This window comes from Nonomuraea sp. NPDC049750 (assembly GCF_040659625.1).
Lineage (GTDB): Bacteria > Actinomycetota > Actinomycetes > Streptosporangiales > Streptosporangiaceae > Nonomuraea.
The window spans coordinates 85862-105077 of record NZ_JBFANB010000031.1 but is presented as its reverse complement, the minus strand read 5'-3'; the positions used below and the strand labels follow the sequence as shown (position 1 = coordinate 105077).

The window sequence follows — 19216 nt, the reverse complement described above, 5'->3', positions numbered from 1 at the left end:
ACCGATGGAGGAGAGTCGCGTGCGCGCAGAAGCGGAAGCCGTCGATCTGCTGACCATCGGCGCCGGCATGGCTGGGCTGACGGCTGGTGCGCGAGCCGTGCGCGACGGTCTGTCGGTGTTGATCGTCGAGATCGGCGGCGACGTCGGCGGATCGGCGCGCTTCGCCGGCTACGCGTGGACCGCTCCCAGCCACGAGATCATGGATCAGCACAATCCGCGCGGAGAGGCCGCGCTGAAACGCGCCCTGGTGGACCGGTTCGCCGACGGCGTCTCATGGATCCGCTCCATCGGCGTCGAGGCCGGGGACGAGCAGGGAATTCTCAGTTTCGGCCGCGGGCATCGGTTCGACACCAACCATTACCTCGACACCTGCCGCCGGCTCATCCTCCAAGGCGGCGGCGAGCTGCTGCTCGACACCGGCACCGAACGTCTGGTGACGGAGAACGGAGTCGTGGCCGGGGCGGAGCTGAGGTCGGCCGACGGCACGCGTAGAACGGTGCGGGCTCGCTCGACGCTCATCGCGACCGGCGGATTCCAGGGCGACCTCGCACTCCGTACCGCCCACGTGCACCCGCGGGCCGACCGTATGGAGCTGCGCTCGAATCCGCACAGCCGTGGTGGCGGCTACCGCCTGGCCACCCAGGTGGGCGCGGCCACCGGTCACGAGGACGCCGGCTTCTACGGTCACCTCATCCCCAGCGGCATCTCCTTCGCCGATCCGGCGGACTTCGTCGACCTGTCGCTGTACTACAGCGAGCACGCGCTCCTGTTCAACCTGAACAACGAACGGTTCACGGACGAGACGCTGGGCGATCACCTCACCACCATGGCGTTGCTGGAGCAGCCCGGAAGCCGCGGGCTGCTCGTCGCCGACGCCCGGGTGTTCAGTGACTGGATCGTCGGCTCCTATGTCGAGGGCGCCGTCGCCGTCGACAAGTTCGCCCTGGCGAGCAGGCGAGGCGGTCGCGTCGGGCTCGCCCAGGACCTGGACGAGCTGGCCTTCCTGCCCGAGGAATGGGGCTATCACGGCAAGGCCGTCCGCGACGGCGTCGAGCATTTCAACCAGCGCGCCTCGGCGGGGCTCGACCTGCGGCCCGGCCGCGAGCTGGACCGGCTGCCGCTCGACGAGCCGCCGTATTACGTCATCGAGGCGGTGCCGGCCATCACGTTCCCGTTCCACGGCGTGCGCGTCGACGACCGCGCCCGCGTCCTGGGCGAGGACGGCGAACCGATCGGCGGGCTGCTCGCGGCGGGGTCGGACGTCGGCGGTCTGTGGAACCGGGCGTACGCGGGCGGCATCGCCGCGGCTCTCGTCTTCGGTCTGACCGCCGCCGACACGGCCACCGAGACAACCGGCGAAACCGCCTCCGGTACGGCCACCAACACCACCGCCGACGCCTAGAAGACGCCAGGAAGACGCCTAGAAGGAGCCCCATGACCACCGACACCCCCCTGCTCGACGCGTGGTTCGCCACGATGGACTCCGACGAGCCCGAACGCGTGCTCACGAAGATCACTGACGACTTCGAGATGTCCGTGGTGTTCTCCAAGGGCGGCGGGCAGACCGCCGAGTTCCGTGGCGACCGTGAGGGCCTGGTCGGCTATCTCGCGCAGCGCGAGAAGAACGCGCTGGTCCATCACCTGGTCCGGGCCACGGCCGTCGGCGACGTCGAGCTGGGGTTGGGGACGGTGACGCGGGACGGACGGTTCGAGGCGTCGTTCAACGTGACCGCGCTCGTGGACCCCGCCTCCGGCAGGTGCCGTCGGCTGCTGATCTGTCGTACGCCGGAAATCGCCTTTCCCTTGAGCGACCAGTGAGTGACTCGGCCAGGTTCGAGGGGGCGGTCGCGCTGGTCACCGGAGGCGGGTCCGGGATAGGCGCCGCGGTCGTGCGGCAGCTCGATCGCGAGCGGTGCGCCGCGGTCTACGTGGCCGACATCAACGAGGTCGGAGCGCGTACGGTGGCCGCGACGACCAGGTCCGGCCGCCCGGCCGCCCTGGACGTCACCGTCGCCGCCGACGTGGAGGCGCAGGTCGAACGGATCGTCGCGGCACACGGCCGGCTGGACGTCGTCGTGAACACCGCGGGGGTCGACGATCCACGCGCCAAGGAGCGGATCCTGGCCGCCCAGCAGTCAGGCGAGCCCCTTGACGTGTTCCGGCACCTGGAGGACGAACAGTGGCGCCGGGTCATGGCGATCAATCTCGACGGGTCGTTCCATGTCCTGCGGGCGGCGGTACGGGCGATGATCCCGGCCGGTCGCGGCGCCGTCGTCATGGTGGGGTCGTCGGCGGCCTTCGACACGCTGGCGGGCTACGCCCACTACGCCGCGTCCAAGGCGGGCGTGCACGCGCTCGCGCAGTCGGTGGCCAAGGAGGCGGCGGCGTTCGGCGTACGGGTCAACGTCGTCGCGCCGGGTCCCGTGGACACCCCCATGGCGGCTCGCACCCCGGCGGCCGTCCGGCAGGCACTGGCGGCCTCCGGGCCGATCGGGTACGCCTCACCCGAGGAACTGGCGGACAACATCCTGTACCTCGCCTCCCCCGCCGCGTCGAACGTGGTGGGCGCCGTACTGCTCAGCAACGGCGGCCGGTTCACGGTCTGAGGCAGTTGCGCATTGAGATCGACAGAGGAGATCGCCGTGAAAGCTCGACTGTCCGGCCGCGTGGCCCTGGTGACCGGCGCGACCGGCGGGATCGGGGAGGCCGTCGTCCGGCGCTTCGCCGAGGAGGACGCGACGGTCGTGATCACCGACGTGGACGCGGAACGCTGTGCGGAGGCCGCCGAACAGCTCACCAAGGCTGGTAAGCGGGCCATCGGCCTCGGCCTCGACGTCACCGACGAGGGTGTCTGGGAAGCGGTCGTGAACGAGGTGGCCGAACGGCTCGGCGGCATCTCCGTGCTGGTCAACAACGCCGGCATCGCCAAGATGACGGATGTGGAGACGGAGACGCTGGAGACGTGGGAAGCCGTCGTCGCGGTCACCCAGCGCGGGGTCTGGCTCGGGATGAAGCACGCCGGCCCGGTGATCGAGCGTTCCGGCGGGGGGTCGATCGTCAACGTCTCGTCGATCTTCGGCACTGTCGGCGGATTCGGCGGCCAGTTCTCCTACCACGCCGCCAAGGGCGCGGTCCGGCTGATGACCAAGAACGCGGCGCTGCACTGGGCTAAGCGTGGGGTCAGGGTCAACTCGCTGCATCCGGGATTCATCGAGACCCCGCTGTCACGCAAGCTCTGGCGGGGTACTCCCAGGCTCGACCTGATGCTCGACAACACGCCGATGGGGCGGCTGGGCCGTACCGACGAGGTGGCGAACGCCGCGCTCTTCCTGGCCGGCGACGAGTCGAGCTTCGTCACCGGCTCCGAGCTGTACGTCGACGGCGGCTACACCGCCCGCTGAGCTCCGGGACCGCACAGCGGCCGCACCACCCGCTGTGTCCCAGGACCGCACAGCAGCGCACCACCCGCGATGTCCCGGGACCGCACGGCGGCGCGGTCGATCACTCCGCGCCGCCGTCCACGCGCGTGTACTCGCTCACGCCGCCATCGACCGTGACAATCACCTGTCCGCGCGCCGCGAGAACGTCGAGGTGCGCGGCCGTCTCGTTGACCGCGAGCATCTGGTTGAAGTCGTCCAGGCTCGCGAACGGCGTCTCGCGCCGGGTCCAGGTCAGCCGCCGCGCGACGGCGTAGGCGTCCAGGGTCCAGCCGCCAAGGGCCCGCAGCGCCTGCGCCAGCCGTACATCGTGGTGGGTCAGCAGTTCGGCGACGCGAGCGTGCGCGCTCCCGGTGACCGGGCCGTGCGCGGGCAGCAGTCGCGCGTCGGGGAAGCAGGTCATCAGCCGTAGCGAGGCGAGATAGTCCGCCAGCGGAAACCCTGGGTCGCCGAGCTCGAAGCCGATGGACGGCGTGATGTGCGGCAGCACGTGGTCACCGGAGAACAGCAGGCCGGCCGCCTCGTCCAGGTACACCACGTGCCCTCTGGTGTGGCCGGGTGTGGGGATGACGCGCAGGCTCCTGCGGCCGAGGTCGAGGAGGCCCGCGCCGATCCAGCCGTCCGGCGCCTCCCAGTCGCTTTCGGTGAAGCGGCCGAAGTCCAGGCGGGAGAGCCGGTCGGCGAGGTCGCCCGCGCCGCCGTGGCGGAGCACTTCCAGGGAGGTGACCGGCACGTTGCTGCGCACCTCGCCCAGCGCGTCCAGGCCGGGTCGCTCGCCGGCGCCGAGATACACCCGCGACCCCAGGAGCCGGCGCAACGCCACCGCCTGCGTGTAGTGGTCGCGATGGATGTGGGTGACGAAGATCTTCGTGATCCGGCCGAGGTCGTGGCCCAGCGACGCCATGGCCTGTTCAAGGACCCGACGGGACTGGGGCAGCGCCCAGCCGCCGTCGATCATGACGATGCCGTCGTCCTCTTCGAGCAGGTAGACGTTGACGGCGCGCAGACCGTCTCCGGGGAGCGGCAGCGGGACGCGGTGCACGCCGGGCCGGATCGTCTCCGCTCCGGCCTCGGCCCACTGGCCGCTCCGGGCCGGCGCCGTCACGCCTCCGCCTTGCCCGCCGGGCTGGGCAGGCGGGCGAGCAGGTCACGCGCCAAGTCGCGGGCGCCTGCCCGGGAGATCTTGCCGACCGTGGTCTGCGGCAGCGCGTCGACGGCGAACACCAGCTCGGGCCACTTGGTCTTGGAGAGTCCGACGCTCCGCAGATGCCGGGTGATCTCGTCGAGCCCGATCCCGCCTCCGTCAGTGAGGGTCACCAGCGCGGCCACCCGTTCGCCGAGGATCTCGTCGGGGACCGGCACCACGCAGACCTGCCAAACGCCGGGATGGGTCGCGACGGCGCGCTCCACTTCGGTGACGTCGATGTTGCGGCCGCCACGGATGATCACGTCCTTCTCGCGGCCCATGACGCTGACGGTCCCGTCGTCGTTGGCCATCATGAGGTCACCGGTGGGGAAGAACCCGTCCGCGGTGAGCGCCGGGGGCTCCGGCCTGCCCTCGTGCGCGTACCCGAGGAACAGCGACGGTCCGCGCACCTGGGCCCGGCCGACCTCGCCCCGTGACACCTGGCGACCGTCGGGGCCGACCATCCGCAGCTCGGTGCCGGGGAACGGGCGCCCGTCACGGCCGAGCCGGATCTCCACCGGTTCGTCCGGCGACGGCGAGGTGTGGCCCAGGCACTCCGACATCCCGAACACCCGCAGGATCCTGGTGCCCAGCGACTCCTCGGCACGGGCGAGGGCCCCGACGTCCATCGGACCGCCGCCGACAGTCATCGAACGCACGCCCTGGAGCGCCCGCGAACCGGCGGCGGTGGCGCCGAGCTGGAGTGCCATGGTCGGCACGCACATGGTCCACCGCGCCCGCGTCGCGGCCATCCGGGTCAGCACCGCGGCGGGGTCCCACTTGCTCCACAACACCAGCGGGCCCGCCAGCGTCAAAGCCATGAAGACGCCGAAGCAGTACGCCGCAGTCGACGACAGCGGCACGAGCGCCGCGACCGCGTCCCCTTGGCGCAGGCCGTTGACGGCGATGGTGCGCGAGCAGGCGTAGCGCAGGGCGTCCTCGGACTGGACCACTCCCTTGGGCCGCCCCGTCGAGCCGGAGGTCAGCCCGATCAGCGAGCCACCGGACCACCGCGAGACGTCCCGCGGCCTGTCGCCCGACCACACCCCCCAGCCGTCCCAGCCGCCCCCGGCCGCGGGCACGGACCACTCCGCGAGAGCGGACGGTTCGGCCACCACGGCGTCGGGCCGGATGTCCTCGAAGGCCGCGGCGAACTCGGCGGCGGTCGTGTGGCGATTGACCACCGCCAGCACGCCACCGTTCATCCCCACGGCCAGGCTCGCCGCGACGGTCCGCCAGGAGTTGTCGGCCTGCAGGAGGACGGTCCCGGCGCCGCCGCCCAGGGGTTCGGCGAGCCGCGCGGCGCGGGCGAGCAGCTCCCGCGCCGTGTGCTCGCCCGAATCGTCGATGACGGCGACGAAGTCCGACTCCTCGGCCCGACGCCGGAACTCACTCACCAGGTGCCGCATACGGCCCCCTCCACAATCAGCTCGTGAACATCTCCAGCTCGGTCCCCATCACCGCGATCCGGCGGCCCCTCATGTCGCCGACCTGGGCGACCGCCGCCGCCCACTCGGGGCTGTCCAGAGCCTTCCGGAGATCTTCCGGGCTGTCGAAGCTCAGCACCGACATCCCGTCCCAGCCTTCGGACCGGCTTTCCAGCGCCGCCTCTATCTCGGTGTGCCGCCATGCCCGCAGACCCGGCAGCCGACGGGTGAGCTCCGCGTGCTCACCCCGCCACCAGGCGATGAACCGGTCGTGGGTCCACTCCGGCGGTCGCGCGGCCAGAAGCACGAGGTTGTACATGTCATCCCTCCGATCCGGGCGCCGCCGGCCAGTCCAGCAGCTCGAACGAGGTCGTGAAGAACGACTGGTAGCGCAGCATCCGCCCGTTGGCCGACACCACGGCGGCGGAGTGGAATGCCCCGGTGGGCCTGCCGGACTCGGTCACCACCCCGTAAACCATCTCAACATTCCCGTCGACCGCCGAACGCAGGACGTTGTGCACTCGTTCGACCGCTTCGCGGCCGGTGATGTACCGGGCGAAGTCCTCCCTGGACTGCCCGCTCACCTGCCCGCCGGGAAGGGCGAGCAGGAAACGGAAGTCCGGCTCCACGTACTCGAGCGCCTTCTCCGGGTTCTGGCCGTCCATGCGGGCCATGTACTCAAGCAGCACCATATGTACATCCTTCCTGGTGTCAGCGGTCCGGCGGGGTGAAGAAGTCGCCCTCGGAGACGAACTGGCCGCCCTTCACGACCACTTTCTGCACCGCGCGGGTGCCCAGGTGGTTGGCCGCGCTGAAGTTCATGACGGGCGCGACACCGGGGTCGATGTTGCCCGCCTTCTCGTAGGCCGCGACGAGCGACTGCGAAGTGACCGGACCCTGGATGGTCTGCGCGATCTGGACGAACACCTTGGCGGCGGTCCACCCCCACAGGGCGATGAAGTCCGCGGGCTGTTTCGGCTCGTACTTGGCCATCGCGTCGCGGAATTCCTTGACGGCCGGATCCTCGTCGCTGGGCACCTTGACCAGTTGCACCGCCTTGAAGCCCTCGGCGGCGTCCCCCGCGAGGGTGAGCGTGGAGGCCGCGGCGGTGGGCGCGTACCCGTACATAGGCACCGACAGGCCCTGCAGCTTGGCCTCCTTGAGGAAGGCCGCAGCCTCCGGCGAGGCGAGGATGACGATCACCGCGTCGGGTTTCTTGGCCTTCACCTGCGTGATCGTCGGGCTCCAGTCGGTGGACTGGAACTTCACCGACAGCAGTTCGGTGGTGCTGCCCGGGCTGACCTTCTGCAGGACGGGCCCCACCTGCTTGGCCACGTTGACGAACGCGGCGGGGTCGCTGTGCACCACCAGCACCTTCTTCGCGCCGTCCTCCCCTGCCCAGGCCGCCAGGGCCGCCGCCTGGTCCTCATAGAGGGTCTGGGTGCCGAACAGGCCGGGACGCGGCGGCGTGTACCAGGTGGCGGCCCCGCCCAGCTCGTTGAGGATCGGCACCTTCGACTGCTGCAGGACGAACGGGAAGCTCGCCTCGCCCTGCGCGGTGCCGTTGGCGGCGACGATGGCCACGACCTTGTCCTGGCCGATCAGTTCCCGGGCGATCTGGACGGTCTGCTGCGGGTCGAAGGCGTTGTCCTTGACGATCCAGTTGATCTTGCGGCCGTTGACGCCGCCCTTGTCGTTGATCATCTTGAAGTACGCGTCGGCGCCCGCGCGCTGCGGGACGCCGGAGGCCGCCACGGCACCCGTGAGGGGATACCAGGCGCCGATCTTGATCTCTTTGTCGCTCGCGGCGCTGGAGCCGCCCCCGCCGCAGGCGCCCACGGCAAGGACGAGGGCCGCGACGCAGGTGGTGAGAAGGTGTGTGGAACGGAGGCGCATGACGTTCTCCCACAACTGAGTTCAGTTCAGTTTACGAGACTGTATCGTCGCGCTCACCATGGGGCAATAGCGGAATGCCCGGAAAAGGAAACATCGGGCGCGCGGCTCGCGCCAGGCCCGGAACAGAGCGACCGGCACGACCTTCGGCGCAGGTCGTGCCGGTCATTGCGGCCAGCGCTACGGCGCGACCATCCGCACGCAGCAGTCTTCGGTCAGCTCGCTCACGGAGGACAACGTCACCAGGCCCTTGGGGCGATACCAGCGCCAGACGCTCACGATCATGCCGAGCATGTTCAGGGCCAGCGTGTGCGCGTCACGACGGGCGAAGACCCCCTCAGCCATCCCGCGCTCCAGCAGCTCGGTCCAGGCCGCCTCGATGCCGTGCACGAGTTCGCGGGCCGCGAGCCGCTCGGCCTCTTCCTTCTTGGAGTTGCGGGGCACCGCGAGAATGGCCAGGTTGTTCTGCAGGATCCGCATCTGCAGCACATTCTGCTCGGACACCGCGTACGCCGAGCGCACCGCCGCCCGCAGTGCCTCCATCGGGTCGGGCTGGTCGGCGGTCGCCTTCGTGAACATCTCCAGCGAACGCTGGAGCTCAAGCCGCATGATCGTGAGCAGGCAATGCGCCTTCGACTCGAAGTAGTGATAGAGCGCGGTCTGCCCGATCCCCACCTGATCGGCGACGACCGACCACTTGGTGGCCTCGTAGCCGGTCTTACCGAAGTTCTTGACCGCGGCCGCCAGGATCGCCCGCCGCTTGGAACGGGGGCTTTCGTCCGGCTCGACGATCTTCGCCGCCTTCATCACCGCACCCCCCACTTTTGCGCCTGGAAAACGTCGCGGCCCGGCCGGCCTCTGCCGCCGACCTGACTTGAACTCGGTTCTAGTTTCATTCCCCGTCATCTTACCCATCGAAGGTGCTCGCACGTCCCGGTTGTCGGTCAAGCGACCGGGACAGCCGCCATGCGCCTAGCGCTGACAAGGGTGGCCCGGCCGTTCGGCAGACCAGTCCATGGGCTGGGAGAGGCCGCCGCTCGTCGGGGTGACCGCACTGGCTGCCGTGCGGAAGCATCCTGCGGGCAGGAGCGGCAGGCTCACCGAGGACGACCCCCGTCGCACCTGGTAGACGCCACCGGGCACCGCGGCCTCAGGCACCGCCCTGTACGCCAGAGCTGAATTCAATTAGGGTTCGCTGGTAGTCATCCACGAGGAGGCCTCCCATGCCGTTCGTACTCATCCATGGCGCCGGCTTCGGCGCGAACTGCTGGGACGAGCTGATCCCCCATCTGACCGCCGAGGCGCTGGCCGTCGACCTTCCCGGCCGTGGCACGCGCGCCGGAGCCGACCTGCGCGCGGTCACCCTCGCCGACTGCGCCGAAGCCGTCCGCGAGGACGTCGAGGCGAAGGACCTGCGCGACGTCGTGCTGGTCGGTCACTCCTTCGCCGGGGTCACCGTGCCACGCGTGCTGGACCTCATGCCGGAGCGGATCCGGCACGTCGTTCTCGTGTCGGCCGTGGTGCCTCCCGACAGCTCACGGGTGCTCGACCAGATCGATCCGGGCGTACGGGACATGGTCGAGCAGTCCATCGCCGGTGGCGTCTACCACCAGACCCGCGAGGGGGCCGCCGCGATGCTGTGCGACGACATGGACGAGGCGACCACCACGGCGACCCTGGATCGGCTGATCGACGACTCGGCCGCGCTGCTGAGCGAGGTCGTGGACCTGAGCGGCTACCAGCGCGCGATCCCGCGCACGTACGTGCACCTCACCCGGGACCTGTGCTACGTCGAGGAGCTGCAGCAACGGTCCATCGCGCTGCTCGGCCCGGAGGTCGTCGACCTCGACACCGGGCACATGGCGATGATCAGCGCGCCGGAGAGGCTCGCCGCCATCCTCAACACCGTCCACGGCTGATCACATCCGTTCGATGATCGTGGCGTTGGCCATGCCGCCTCCCTCGCACATCGTCTGCAGGCCGTACCGTCCCCCGGTGCGCCGCAGCTGGTGCACCAGGGTGGTCATCAGCCGCGCCCCGGTGGCGCCCAGCGGGTGGCCGAGCGCGATCGCTCCCCCGAACGCGTTGGTCCGCTCGGGCGCCGCCCCGATCTCCTTGCGCCAGGCCAGCACCACCGACGCGAACGCCTCATTGATCTCGATCAGATCGATGTCGCCGATGGACAGACCAGAACGATCCAGGATCTTCTCGGTGGCCGGGATGGGCCCGGTGAGCATGTAGATCGGGTCCGAGCCGACGACGGCCATGCTGTGGACTCGGGCCAGCGGCGTGAGCCCGTGGCGGCGCACCGCCTCCTGCGAGGCGACGAGCAACGCGGCGGCGCCGTCCGAGATCTGGCTCGACACCGCGGCGGTCAGCCGACCGCCCTCGCTGAGGGTCCTGAGCCCCGCCATCTTCGCCAAGCCGGTGTCGGCCCGCGGACCCTCGTCGGCCGCCAGGCCGAACGCGGGCACGACCTCTTCGCCGAACACCCCGTCCGACCATGCCGCGACCGCGCGCCGATGGCTGTCCAGGGCGAACCGCTCCATGTCCAGCCGCGAAACGTCCCACTTTCGCGCGATCAGCTCGGCGCCGCGGAACTGCGACACCTCCTCCTCGCCGAAGCGAGCCCGCCAGCCCTCCCCGTCGTACGGCGCGCCCATGCCCTCACGCTCCCCCAGGACGGCCGGGCTTGAGATGGGCACCAGACTCATGACCTCGACGCCGCCGGCGACGACGAGGTCGGCGGTGCCGGACATGACGGCCTGGGCGGCGAAGTGGACGGCCTGCTGCGACGAGCCGCACTGCCGGTCGATGGTGGTGCCGGGCACGTGCTGGGGCAGCCCGGCGGCCAGCCATGACGTACGGGCGACGTTGCCCGTCTGCGCGCCGATCTGGCCGACGCAGCCGAAGAAGACGTCATCGACGGCCCCGGGGTCGATCCCGGTGCGGGCGATGAGCGAACGCAGCACGTGGGCGCCCAGGTCGGCGGGGTGAACCCCGCTCAGCGCCCCGTTGCGACGGCCGACAGGGGTACGGACGGCATCGACGATGAAGGCTTCAGCCACGGTGATCCACTCCGGTCAGTCGATAAGGGAGATAAGGGAGATAAGGGAAAGGTCTGGCGGCTCGGGTCACAAGCCGCGCAGCGCGGGTCACAAGCCGCGCTGCTCAGGTCACAAGCCGCGCTGCTCGGTGCCGCCCGGGAAGCGAGCGGGGCGCTTGCCCAGAAAGGCGGCCACGCCCTCCTCCCCTTCGGGGGAGGTCGCCGCCGAGGCGAGAGCGCGGGCCTCACGGTCCAGGTGCGTGTCGAGGTCGCTGGACAGCGCGTCGGACACCAGCCGCCGAGTCGCGCCGAAGGCCCTAGTCGCCCCCCGCGCGAGCGTGGCGGCCACCCGCCGCGCTTCCGCCGGCAGCCGCTCGGCGCTCACCACGGTCGTCACGAGCCCCATGTCGGCCGCTTCCCGCGCGGCGATCCGGCGGTTGGTGAGCAGCAGTTCCAGCGCCCGCTTGGGACCGACCAGCCGGGGCAGCGACCAGGTCACACCGGCGTCGGGCGAGTAGCCGATGCCGGTGTAGGCGAGCGTGAACGTCGCGTCGTCCGCCGCGATGGTGAGGTCCGCGGCGGCGGCCAGTCCGACTCCGGCGCCCGCGACCGCCCCCTGCACCTGCGCGACGAGCGGCGCGTCCATCGTGGCGAAGATCCGCAACGCTCCGTGCAGCGCGTCCGTCACCTCGATCAGGTGCTCCTCCAGCGCTCTCCCCCGCAGACCGGAGAATTCGCGCAGGTCGCCGCCGACGCAGAAGGATCGCCCCGCGCCGCGCAGCAGGACTGCCCGGACGTTCTCGCTCAGGCAGTCCTGGGCGGCGTCCCGCAGCTCGCGCGCCAGATCCAGAGAGATGGCGTTGCCCCGCTCGCCCCGGCACAGGACGATGTCCGCCACCCCGTCCAGGACCTCCACCGTGACACTCTTCTCACCAACGCTCCTCTCACCAACGCTCCTCTCGCCGACGCTCATCTCGCCGTCCAGCCGCCGTCGACGACCAGGACCTGTCCGGTGCAGTACGACGAGGCGTCCGAGGCGAGGAAGAGCAGGGCGCCGTCGAGCTCGGCGGGATCCCCGCCACGGCCCAGCATCGTGTTCTTCTCGACCCACCGACTGGACCGGGCGTCGGCGAACAGCTCCTCGGTCATCTCGGATCGGAACCAGCCCGGCGCCAGCGCGTTGACCCGCACACCGGCCTGACCCCACTGGCCGGCCAGCTCACGGGTCAGTCCCACCAGCCCCGCTTTGGAGGCCGCGTAGCTCGCGCCGCCCATCGGGGCCGCCGACACCAGGCCCAGGATGGAGGCGACGTTCACGATGCTGCGGCCGGTGCCGGACGTCGCGGCCATGAGGCGGGCCAGATGGAACGGAGCGACCAGGTTCACGGCGAGAACGTCAGCGAAGTCCTGTGAGCTCTCGTCCTCGGCGCGGGTGCCGCCCGCGACGCCGGCGTTGTTGATCAGGACGTCGAAACGGCCGGTCTCCGCCACGGCGGTCGCGACCAGCCGTTCGCGATCGTCCTCACGGCTGACGTCACAGGCCACCGGGTGGATACGGGAATCACCGGCCGCCAGCTCCGCCAGCCGGTCGGCCCGCCTGGCCGCCGCGAACACGGTCGCCCCGGAGGCGGCCAGGACCGCCGCGAAGCGGGCCCCGAGTCCGGAGGAGGCCCCGGTGACCACAGCCGTCCGCCCGCTCAGGGAGAACAGGTGCTCGATCACTCGTCGACCCCGATCGGCAGGGCCAGCGCGCCGCCGTCGATGACGAGAGTCTGGCCGGTGATCCAGGACGAGGCGTCCGAGGCCAGGAACAGCGCCGCGCTCGCCACGTCCTCGGGTGTGCCCAGCCGCCGCAGCGGCAGCTTCGCGGTGAGGATGGGCTCGCGCGCCTCCCAGACGGCCCGCGCCAGCTCGGTCTTGATCAGTCCCGGCGCGATGGCGTTGACGCGCGCCTTGGGGCCGAGCTCGTAGGCCAGCTGCCGGGTCATATGGATCATGGCGGCCTTGGTGGCGTTGTAGTAGCCGATGTGCGGGTCGACGATCAGCCCGCCCACCGACGCGATGTTGATGACGGCGCCGCCGTGCTCGGCCATCGAGGCGTTCCAGACGCAACGGGTCCAGGCGATCATCCCGTACTGGTTGACCCGCACCGTCTTCTCCGCGCGAGGCAGGTCGAGGTCGAGCAGGTCGCCGTGGTAGGGGTTGGTGGCGGCGTTGTTGACCAGGACGTCCACCCGGCCGAAGCGCTCCATCGTCTCGTCGATGCAGCGCTGTGCCTGCTCCGGCTCCCCGGCATTGGCCACGACCGTGTGCACACCCCCGCCCGCCTCGGTGCGCAGCAACTCGGCACGTGCGCCGGCCAGCCCCTCCGCCTTGCGCGCGGCGATGACCACGTGCGCTCCCGCGGCCCGGTAGGCGTGCGCGATGGCCAGCCCGATGCCGCGGGACCCACCGGTGATCACCGCTGTCCGGCCGTCGAGCACGTTCATGCCGCCCCCTTGTTTCGGTACTTGGCCAGTTCCTGGCGGGCGACGGTACGCAGGTGGACCTCGTCGGGCCCGTCGGCGATGCGCAGCGCCCTGGTGATCGCGAACAACCGGGCCAGAACGGTGTCGTCGCTGACCCCGGCCGCGCCGAACGCCTGGACGGCCCGGTCCACCACCCGGTGCGCCGTCTCCAGAGCCGCCACCTTGATAGCCGCGACCTCCATGCGGGCCGCGGAGTTGCCGACGGTGTCCATCAGCCACGCGGACTTGAGCACCAGCAGCCGCACCTGTTCGACCTCGATGCGGCTGCGCCCGATCCATTCCCGTACGACGCCCTGGTCGGCCAGCGGGCCGCCGAACGCCTCGCGGTCGAGCACGCGACGGCACATGAGCGCGAGGGCGCGTTCGGCGAACCCGACCGCGCGCATGGCGTAGTGCATCCGCCCTGGTCCGAGCCGCCCTTGGGCGAGCGCGAAGCCGTCGCCCTCGCCGCCGAGCAGGTTGGCGGCGGGTACGCGTACGTCCTCGAAGAGCACGTCGCCGTGCCCGAGCCGGTCGGTGTAGCCGAACATGGGCAGGTCCCGCAGCACCGTGATGCCGGGGGTGTCCCGGGGGACGAGCAACATGCTCTGGCGCCGGTACGGGTCGGCGTCCGGGTCGGTCACCCCCATGAGGATGATCAGCTTGCAGTCCGGGTCGAGGATGCCGGAGGTGTACCACTTGTGGCCGTTGACCAGGTAGCTGTCGCCGTCGCGGGTGATCCTGGTGCGCAGGTTCCGGGGGTCGGAGCTGGCCACGTCGGGCTCGGTCATGGCGAAGCACGAGCGTATCTCGGCCGCCAGCAGCGGGCGCAGCCACCGCTCCTGCTGCTCGGGGGTGCCGAACAGGGCCAGCAGCTCCATGTTCCCGGTGTCCGGGGCGGAGCAGTTGAACACCTCCGGCCCGAAGACGCACCCGCCGGCCAGTTCGGCGAGCGGCGCGTACTCCAGGTTCGTCAGGTTGGCGCCCCAGTCGCCGTGGGACATGAACAGGTTCCACAGGCCCTCGGCGCGCGCCTTCTCCTTGAGTTCGAGCATCACGGGGGGCAGGGCGTGCGGGTCGCCGGCGGTGGCGAGTTGCCGGTCGTAGACGGGTTCGGCGGGGTAGACGTGCTGCTCCATGAAGGACCGCATCCGGGTCTGGAGCTCGCGTGCGCGGGGCGAGTCGGCGAAATCCACTTATGTCCCTAGAAAGTCGTGCGCTGTGCGGATCATGGCGGCGATGGTCGGCGGCAGGCGTTCCTGGTCGGGGTCGTGGATCCGGCCCTCGCGGTGCCGCCGCAGGTTGTGGCCCATGATCGCGGCCATCTTCATCCGGCCGAGCGCGCGGAACCAGTCGAAGCGGGGCAGCGGCGCGGCGCCCGCGAGGTAGGCGTCCAGCAGCTCCCCCTCGGTGGGCAACCCGGGCAGTTCCCTGCCCAGCGCGGGGAAGTTGCGGTGGTCGGCGAACAGCAGGAACCAGGCCAGGTCCGTACGCGGGTCGCCGACGCTCCAGATCTCCCAGTCGACCACGGCCGCCGCCTCCCGCGCCCGGTACAGGACGTTGCCGAGCCGGAAGTCGCCGTGCACCAGGACCGGCGGCAGATCGGCGGGCACGTCCTGGGCGAGCCGGTGGAGCAGGTCGTCGGATCCGGGGCGCAGCTCGGCGGGAACGGCGCGCATCGTGCGGCCCCACTGGCCGAGCTCGGCGACCGCGTCGCGAGGCGGTGGCGCGTCCAGCGTCAGCGAGGCGACGTCGAGATCGTGCAGCCGCCGCAGGACACGGGCGGCTTCCAGCATGCGGGCGCGGGCCAGCTCCGGAGTGAGATCGTGCTCGTCGAGCACCGGTTCCGCGGCCTCACCGGCGACGAACTCCATCGCGAACCAGGCCGGTTGCCGCTCGTCGACTGCCACCACCTCCGGGACGGGCACCGCCGTGCCGGCCAGCGCCTGGAGCACCCGGGCCTGGCGGAGCATGTCGTTGCGGCCCACCGGCCGTTCGGCGGGCGGCACCGCCTTGACGACGTGCTTGCGCTCCCCCACCGTGACCACGTACGTGAGTCCGGAGTGGCCGCCGGCGAGCGTCTCCAGCGGGCCCACCCGCTGCCCGGGGAACGCGCCGGCGACCCGGTCGGCCAGGTCTGGCGAAGCGAGGTCGGCGGTCATCCCACGGGCTCCTTGGGCAGGCCGAGCACCCGCTCGGACAGGATGGTGCGCTGGATCTCGTCGGTTCCGCCGGCGATGCTGTAGCCGGGCGCGCCCAGCAGGTGTTCGGTCCAGGCGAAGGTGCCCCACTCTCCGGTGTCGGCGACCAGGCGCGGCCCGAGGAGCTGCAGGACCAGGTCGCTGGTGCGGCGCATGGTCTCGGTGGCGTAGAGCTTGCCCACCGACGCCTCGGCTCCCGGTTCGCGGCCGGAGACCAGCGCCGCGGTCACGCGCAGGCCGATGAGGCGCTGGACGAGCGTGCGTACGTACAGGTCGGCCGCGAGGTTCCGCTCGTGGCCGGTGAGTGGCCGCGGCAGGTGCCGGGCCAGCTCGACGGCGCGGTCGGCGTTGTCCAGGCCGAGGGCGCCGGAGTCGAGCCGTTCGGCGGCCAGCACTGTCAGGGTGACCCGCCATCCCTCGCCGACGGGGCCCAGCCGATCGGTGTCGGGGATGACGACGCCGTCGAGGTAGACCTCGTTGAAGCTGATCCCGCCGGTCATCTGCCGGATGGGGCGAATGGTGACGCCCGGGGCGTCCATCGGAACCATGAACACCGTGATGCCCGCGTGTTTGCGCACGTCCGGGTCGGTACGGCAGACGGCCACGCCCCAGGACGCGACCGTCGCCCCCGAGGTCCACACCTTGTGCCCGTCGAGCACCCAGTTGTCGCCGTCGCGAACCGCCCGCGTACGGACGGCGGCCAGATCGGACCCGGCCTCGGTCTCGGAGAACAGCTGGCAGGCCAGCTCGTCAGCGCGCAGCATCGGCCTGATCCAGCGTTCCCGCTGCTCCGGCGTGCCCCAGATCCGGACGGCCGGGGCCACCAGCTGCTGGGTGACCGGGAAGATCTCGGTGCGGCGCGGGACGTCGAAGGCGGCCTCCTCCTGCCGGTAGAGCTGCTCGTAGAACACGGGCAGTCCGCGTCCGCCGAACTCCGCCGGCCAGCTCAGCGCGCCCCAGCCCGCCTCGAACCGGGTCACCTCCCAGGCCCGGATCCGTTCGGTGTGCTCGCGCTCCTCCTGTTCGGACCAGTTCTCGAAGACCGCGACCGAGTCGTCACCGGTGCCCCAGGCACCGTTCGCCTGCCGCGGCCGGGCGACCGACGCGAGCCAGTCGCGTGCCTCTGCCCTGAACTTCTCAGGTGCCGGACTATCGCTCATCAGTTCCTCTATCGGGGTCCTCTATCGGGACAGCACCGTGCAGGCGCTTACGCCCGGGGCGCCGTACACGTGGGTGAATCCGACTCTCGGCCGGCCGGGCACCTGCCGCTCTCCGGCCTGTCCGCGCAGTTGCCGGACCACCTCGCAGACCTGGCGCAGACCCGACGCGCCGATGGGCTCACCGTTGGCGATGCAGCCGCCGTCGGTGTTGACCGGCAACGAGCCGCCGATCTCGGTGGCGCGCGAGGCGATCAGCTTCTCCTGCTCACCGTCCTCGCAGAACCCGCACTCGGCCATGTGCATCACCTCGGCACCGCTCTCGGTGTCCTGCAGCTGGCACACATCGACGTCGCCGGGAGCGACCCCGGCCGCTTCGAACGCCGCCGCCGCGGCGTCCCTGGTCACGCTGCTCAGCTCGCCGCCGGCGAGCCACGGGCTGAAGACCTCGAACGAGCCGAAGCGACGAGACCGCACGACCGCCGATCGCAGGGTGACCGGGACGCTCGTCAGTTTCCCGGCCACCGAGGCGCTGCACAACACCAACGCGGCCGCGCCTTCTCCCGGGGAGCAGAACATGTAGCGGGTCAGCGGGTCACTGACCATGCCAGAGGCGAGGATCTCGTCGGCGGTCATCGGCGTGCGCCGCCAGGCGTTGGGGTTGCGGGCGCCGTTGCGGTAGGCCTTCTCCGCGACCAGCGCGAGCGTACGGGAGCTGATCCCGTGCTCGTGCATGTAGCGGCGGATCTTCATGCCGAAGAACTGGGTGGTGACCATCAGCCCGTCGCGCCCGTAGGCCTCGTCCAGCCCCCAGTCGGCCGGCATCGGGTCGAAGGCGCCCCGTGGGTGCTTGTCGAACCCGACGGCCAGCACCACGTCGGCCATACCGCCGCGGATGGCGTTCACCGCCGACACCAGGGCGCTGCCGCCCGTCGCGCAGCCGTTCTTGACGTTGACGAACGGCAAGCCGGTCAGACCTAGCTGGGCCACCAAGGTGTCGGCCAGCCCGGCGGCGTCGCTGCCGCCGAACGCCGCTCCCACCCGTGACCAGGCGATCCCGGCGTCGGCGAGCGCGGCGTTCACCGCGTGCACGGCATGCTCGCGGCCGGTCGTGTGCTCGGTGCGCCCGAAGGGCGACATGCCGGCACCGGCGATCAGGACGTCCGTCATCGGGCGCCTTCGATCGGGACAGCGCCCGGCGCTCCAGCGGCGGGCTCGATCCGGACGGCGCGCGGCACTCCGGTGGCGGGCTCGATCCGCAGCGGCATGCCGATCCGGATCGAGTCGAGGTCGCCGACGTCGAGCACCGCCGCGACGCGGACACCCTCCGGCAGCTCCACATACCCCACGGCGAAAGGCCGGAAGCCCTGTGGCGGCGGCGCGTACGGGGGAGATTTCGGGGCGAACCGCTGAACCGTCCACGTCCATAGCTCCCCCACCGAGGACAGCGTCACCTCGGACGTCGCCCGCCCGCACCGCGGACAGGCGCCGTCGGCCGGGTAGACCGTCACCGCGCACTCACCGCACCGCGAGCCCCGCAGACCGGCCTGCGCCATCGTCGACACCGGTCAGCGACCCTTCCACTTCGGCTCGCGCTTCTCCAGGAACGCGGCCACGCCCTCGGCGGCGTCCTCGGAGTTGAGCGTCACGCCGACGGCCAGGTGCTCCATCACCATCAGCGACTGGATGTCGGCCTCCAGGCTGCGGTCGATGGTCATCTTGGTGATCCGCATCTGGAAGGGGCTCTTGTCGGTCAGGTGGCTGATGAACTCATCGACCGTGGCATCGAGCTCCTCCGCTGGCGCCGACTTGTTGATCAGGTCGAAGTCGGCCGCCTCGACACCGGTCAACAGCTTGCCGGTGAGCATCAGCTCCTTGGTCTTGCGGATGCCGATCATGCGAGGCACCCGGTAGATCGGCCCCGCGCCGCCGAACAGGCCTCGGCGGATGTGGAAGTCCCCGATCTTGGCATCGTCCGCGGCGATGGCGAAGTCACAGGAGATCATCAGCTCGAACCCGCCGGCCGTGACATGACCCTCCAGCACCGCCACCGAGGGGGTGCTCATCGAGTACAGCCGGTCGCAGACCTTCGCCGAGATGACCGCCACGTCCATGGCCGTGCTGCTGCCGATGTAGTCGGCCTGCAACTCGTCGAGATCGAAGCCCGAGCAGAACGTGCCGCCCCGGCCGCGCAGCACCAGGACGCGCAGTTCGGGGTCGGCGTCGACCTCGGTGATGATCTCGTCGAGCCGCTTGAGTATCGGCAGGGTTACACAGTTCTTCTTCCACGGGCGATTGAGCCAGACTCTCGCGACGTTGCCATCGCGCTCGAACTGGATCTCTTCCTCTACCGTCAACGTTC

The 19216-nt window shown here is 70.8% G+C and carries 21 protein-coding genes; 5 read left to right on the top strand and 16 right to left on the bottom strand.

Going from position 1 to position 19216, the window contains the following annotated elements; all coding sequences use genetic code 11:
• The first annotated feature begins 19 nt into the window (after positions 1-19).
• Genes AB0J16_RS47650 through AB0J16_RS47635 form a run of 4 tightly spaced genes read left to right on the top strand, consistent with a single transcriptional unit; the run spans position 20 to position 3401 of the window.
• The gene (locus AB0J16_RS47650) at positions 20-1402 is read left to right on the top strand and encodes an FAD-binding protein (protein WP_358552635.1); all 1383 of its coding nucleotides are present in this window, start codon (positions 20-22) and stop codon (positions 1400-1402) included.
• Between the two features lie 32 nt (positions 1403-1434).
• The gene (locus AB0J16_RS47645) at positions 1435-1818 is read left to right on the top strand and encodes a hypothetical protein (RefSeq protein WP_358552633.1); all 384 of its coding nucleotides are present in this window, start codon (positions 1435-1437) and stop codon (positions 1816-1818) included.
• A complete protein-coding gene (locus AB0J16_RS47640) occupies positions 1815-2606 on the top strand; it encodes an SDR family NAD(P)-dependent oxidoreductase (RefSeq protein WP_358552631.1) in 792 nt (263 codons plus the stop codon). The genes AB0J16_RS47645 and AB0J16_RS47640 overlap by 4 nt, the downstream gene beginning before the upstream one ends.
• 36 nt (positions 2607-2642) lie before the next feature.
• On the top strand, positions 2643-3401 hold the full coding sequence (locus AB0J16_RS47635; RefSeq protein ID WP_358552629.1) for an SDR family NAD(P)-dependent oxidoreductase: 759 nt from the start codon (positions 2643-2645) through the stop codon (positions 3399-3401).
• 100 nt (positions 3402-3501) lie between these two features.
• Here the strand turns inward: AB0J16_RS47635 and AB0J16_RS47630 are convergent, their stop codons facing one another.
• The 6 genes from AB0J16_RS47630 to AB0J16_RS47605 all read right to left on the bottom strand — a co-directional run bounded on the left by AB0J16_RS47630 (position 3502) and on the right by AB0J16_RS47605 (position 8750).
• A complete protein-coding gene (locus AB0J16_RS47630; protein ID WP_358552627.1) occupies positions 3502-4542 on the bottom strand; it encodes an MBL fold metallo-hydrolase in 1041 nt (346 codons plus the stop codon).
• Entirely contained in the window at positions 4539-6032 is a 1494-nt protein-coding gene (locus tag AB0J16_RS47625; RefSeq protein WP_358552625.1) for a class I adenylate-forming enzyme family protein, read from the bottom strand. Before AB0J16_RS47625 ends, AB0J16_RS47630 begins: the two co-directional genes overlap by 4 nt.
• A 16-nt stretch (positions 6033-6048) precedes the next feature.
• Positions 6049-6369 (bottom strand): EthD family reductase, encoded by a 321-nt coding sequence (locus AB0J16_RS47620; protein ID WP_358552623.1) that lies wholly within the window; start codon positions 6367-6369, stop codon positions 6049-6051.
• Position 6370: 1 nt separating this feature from the next.
• Positions 6371-6742 (bottom strand): hypothetical protein, encoded by a 372-nt coding sequence (locus tag AB0J16_RS47615; RefSeq protein WP_358552621.1) that lies wholly within the window; start codon positions 6740-6742, stop codon positions 6371-6373.
• Positions 6743-6761: 19 nt separating this feature from the next.
• The gene (locus tag AB0J16_RS47610; protein WP_358552619.1) at positions 6762-7946 is read right to left on the bottom strand and encodes an ABC transporter substrate-binding protein; all 1185 of its coding nucleotides are present in this window, start codon (positions 7944-7946) and stop codon (positions 6762-6764) included.
• A 177-nt stretch (positions 7947-8123) separates the two neighbouring features.
• The gene (locus AB0J16_RS47605) at positions 8124-8750 is read right to left on the bottom strand and encodes a TetR/AcrR family transcriptional regulator (protein ID WP_358552617.1); all 627 of its coding nucleotides are present in this window, start codon (positions 8748-8750) and stop codon (positions 8124-8126) included.
• 416 nt (positions 8751-9166) lie between these two features.
• Between AB0J16_RS47605 and AB0J16_RS47600 the strand changes: the two genes are divergently transcribed.
• Complete coding sequence (locus tag AB0J16_RS47600) at positions 9167-9862, top strand: alpha/beta fold hydrolase (protein WP_358552615.1); 696 nt, start codon at positions 9167-9169, stop codon at positions 9860-9862.
• On the opposite strand, the gene AB0J16_RS47595 is transcribed toward AB0J16_RS47600, so the two are convergent.
• The 10 genes from AB0J16_RS47595 to AB0J16_RS47550 all read right to left on the bottom strand — a co-directional run bounded on the left by AB0J16_RS47595 (position 9863) and on the right by AB0J16_RS47550 (position 19211).
• The gene (locus AB0J16_RS47595; protein ID WP_358552613.1) at positions 9863-11011 is read right to left on the bottom strand and encodes an acetyl-CoA C-acetyltransferase; all 1149 of its coding nucleotides are present in this window, start codon (positions 11009-11011) and stop codon (positions 9863-9865) included.
• A gap of 108 nt (positions 11012-11119) precedes the next feature.
• On the bottom strand, positions 11120-11905 hold the full coding sequence (locus AB0J16_RS47590) for an enoyl-CoA hydratase-related protein (protein WP_358552611.1): 786 nt from the start codon (positions 11903-11905) through the stop codon (positions 11120-11122).
• A gap of 53 nt (positions 11906-11958) precedes the next feature.
• Positions 11959-12711 carry an SDR family oxidoreductase gene (locus AB0J16_RS47585; protein WP_358552609.1) on the bottom strand — a complete coding sequence of 251 codons (753 nt, stop codon included), beginning with the start codon at positions 12709-12711 and terminating at the stop codon, positions 11959-11961.
• A complete protein-coding gene (locus AB0J16_RS47580; RefSeq protein ID WP_358552607.1) occupies positions 12708-13478 on the bottom strand; it encodes an SDR family oxidoreductase in 771 nt (256 codons plus the stop codon). The genes AB0J16_RS47585 and AB0J16_RS47580 overlap by 4 nt, the downstream gene beginning before the upstream one ends.
• Positions 13475-14692, bottom strand: coding sequence for an acyl-CoA dehydrogenase family protein (locus tag AB0J16_RS47575; RefSeq protein ID WP_358552605.1), 1218 nt, complete (start codon positions 14690-14692; stop codon positions 13475-13477). Before AB0J16_RS47575 ends, AB0J16_RS47580 begins: the two co-directional genes overlap by 4 nt.
• Positions 14693-15658, bottom strand: coding sequence for a phosphotransferase family protein (locus AB0J16_RS47570; protein ID WP_358552603.1), 966 nt, complete (start codon positions 15656-15658; stop codon positions 14693-14695).
• Complete coding sequence (locus AB0J16_RS47565; protein WP_358552601.1) at positions 15655-16857, bottom strand: acyl-CoA dehydrogenase family protein; 1203 nt, start codon at positions 16855-16857, stop codon at positions 15655-15657. The genes AB0J16_RS47570 and AB0J16_RS47565 overlap by 4 nt, the downstream gene beginning before the upstream one ends.
• A gap of 21 nt (positions 16858-16878) precedes the next feature.
• Positions 16879-18024 carry a thiolase family protein gene (locus AB0J16_RS47560; protein ID WP_358552599.1) on the bottom strand — a complete coding sequence of 382 codons (1146 nt, stop codon included), beginning with the start codon at positions 18022-18024 and terminating at the stop codon, positions 16879-16881.
• On the bottom strand, positions 18021-18410 hold the full coding sequence (locus AB0J16_RS47555; protein WP_358552670.1) for an OB-fold domain-containing protein: 390 nt from the start codon (positions 18408-18410) through the stop codon (positions 18021-18023). The genes AB0J16_RS47560 and AB0J16_RS47555 overlap by 4 nt, the downstream gene beginning before the upstream one ends.
• Before the next feature lie 12 nt (positions 18411-18422).
• The gene (locus AB0J16_RS47550; RefSeq protein ID WP_358552597.1) at positions 18423-19211 is read right to left on the bottom strand and encodes an enoyl-CoA hydratase/isomerase family protein; all 789 of its coding nucleotides are present in this window, start codon (positions 19209-19211) and stop codon (positions 18423-18425) included.
• Positions 19212-19216: the final 5 nt, after the last annotated feature.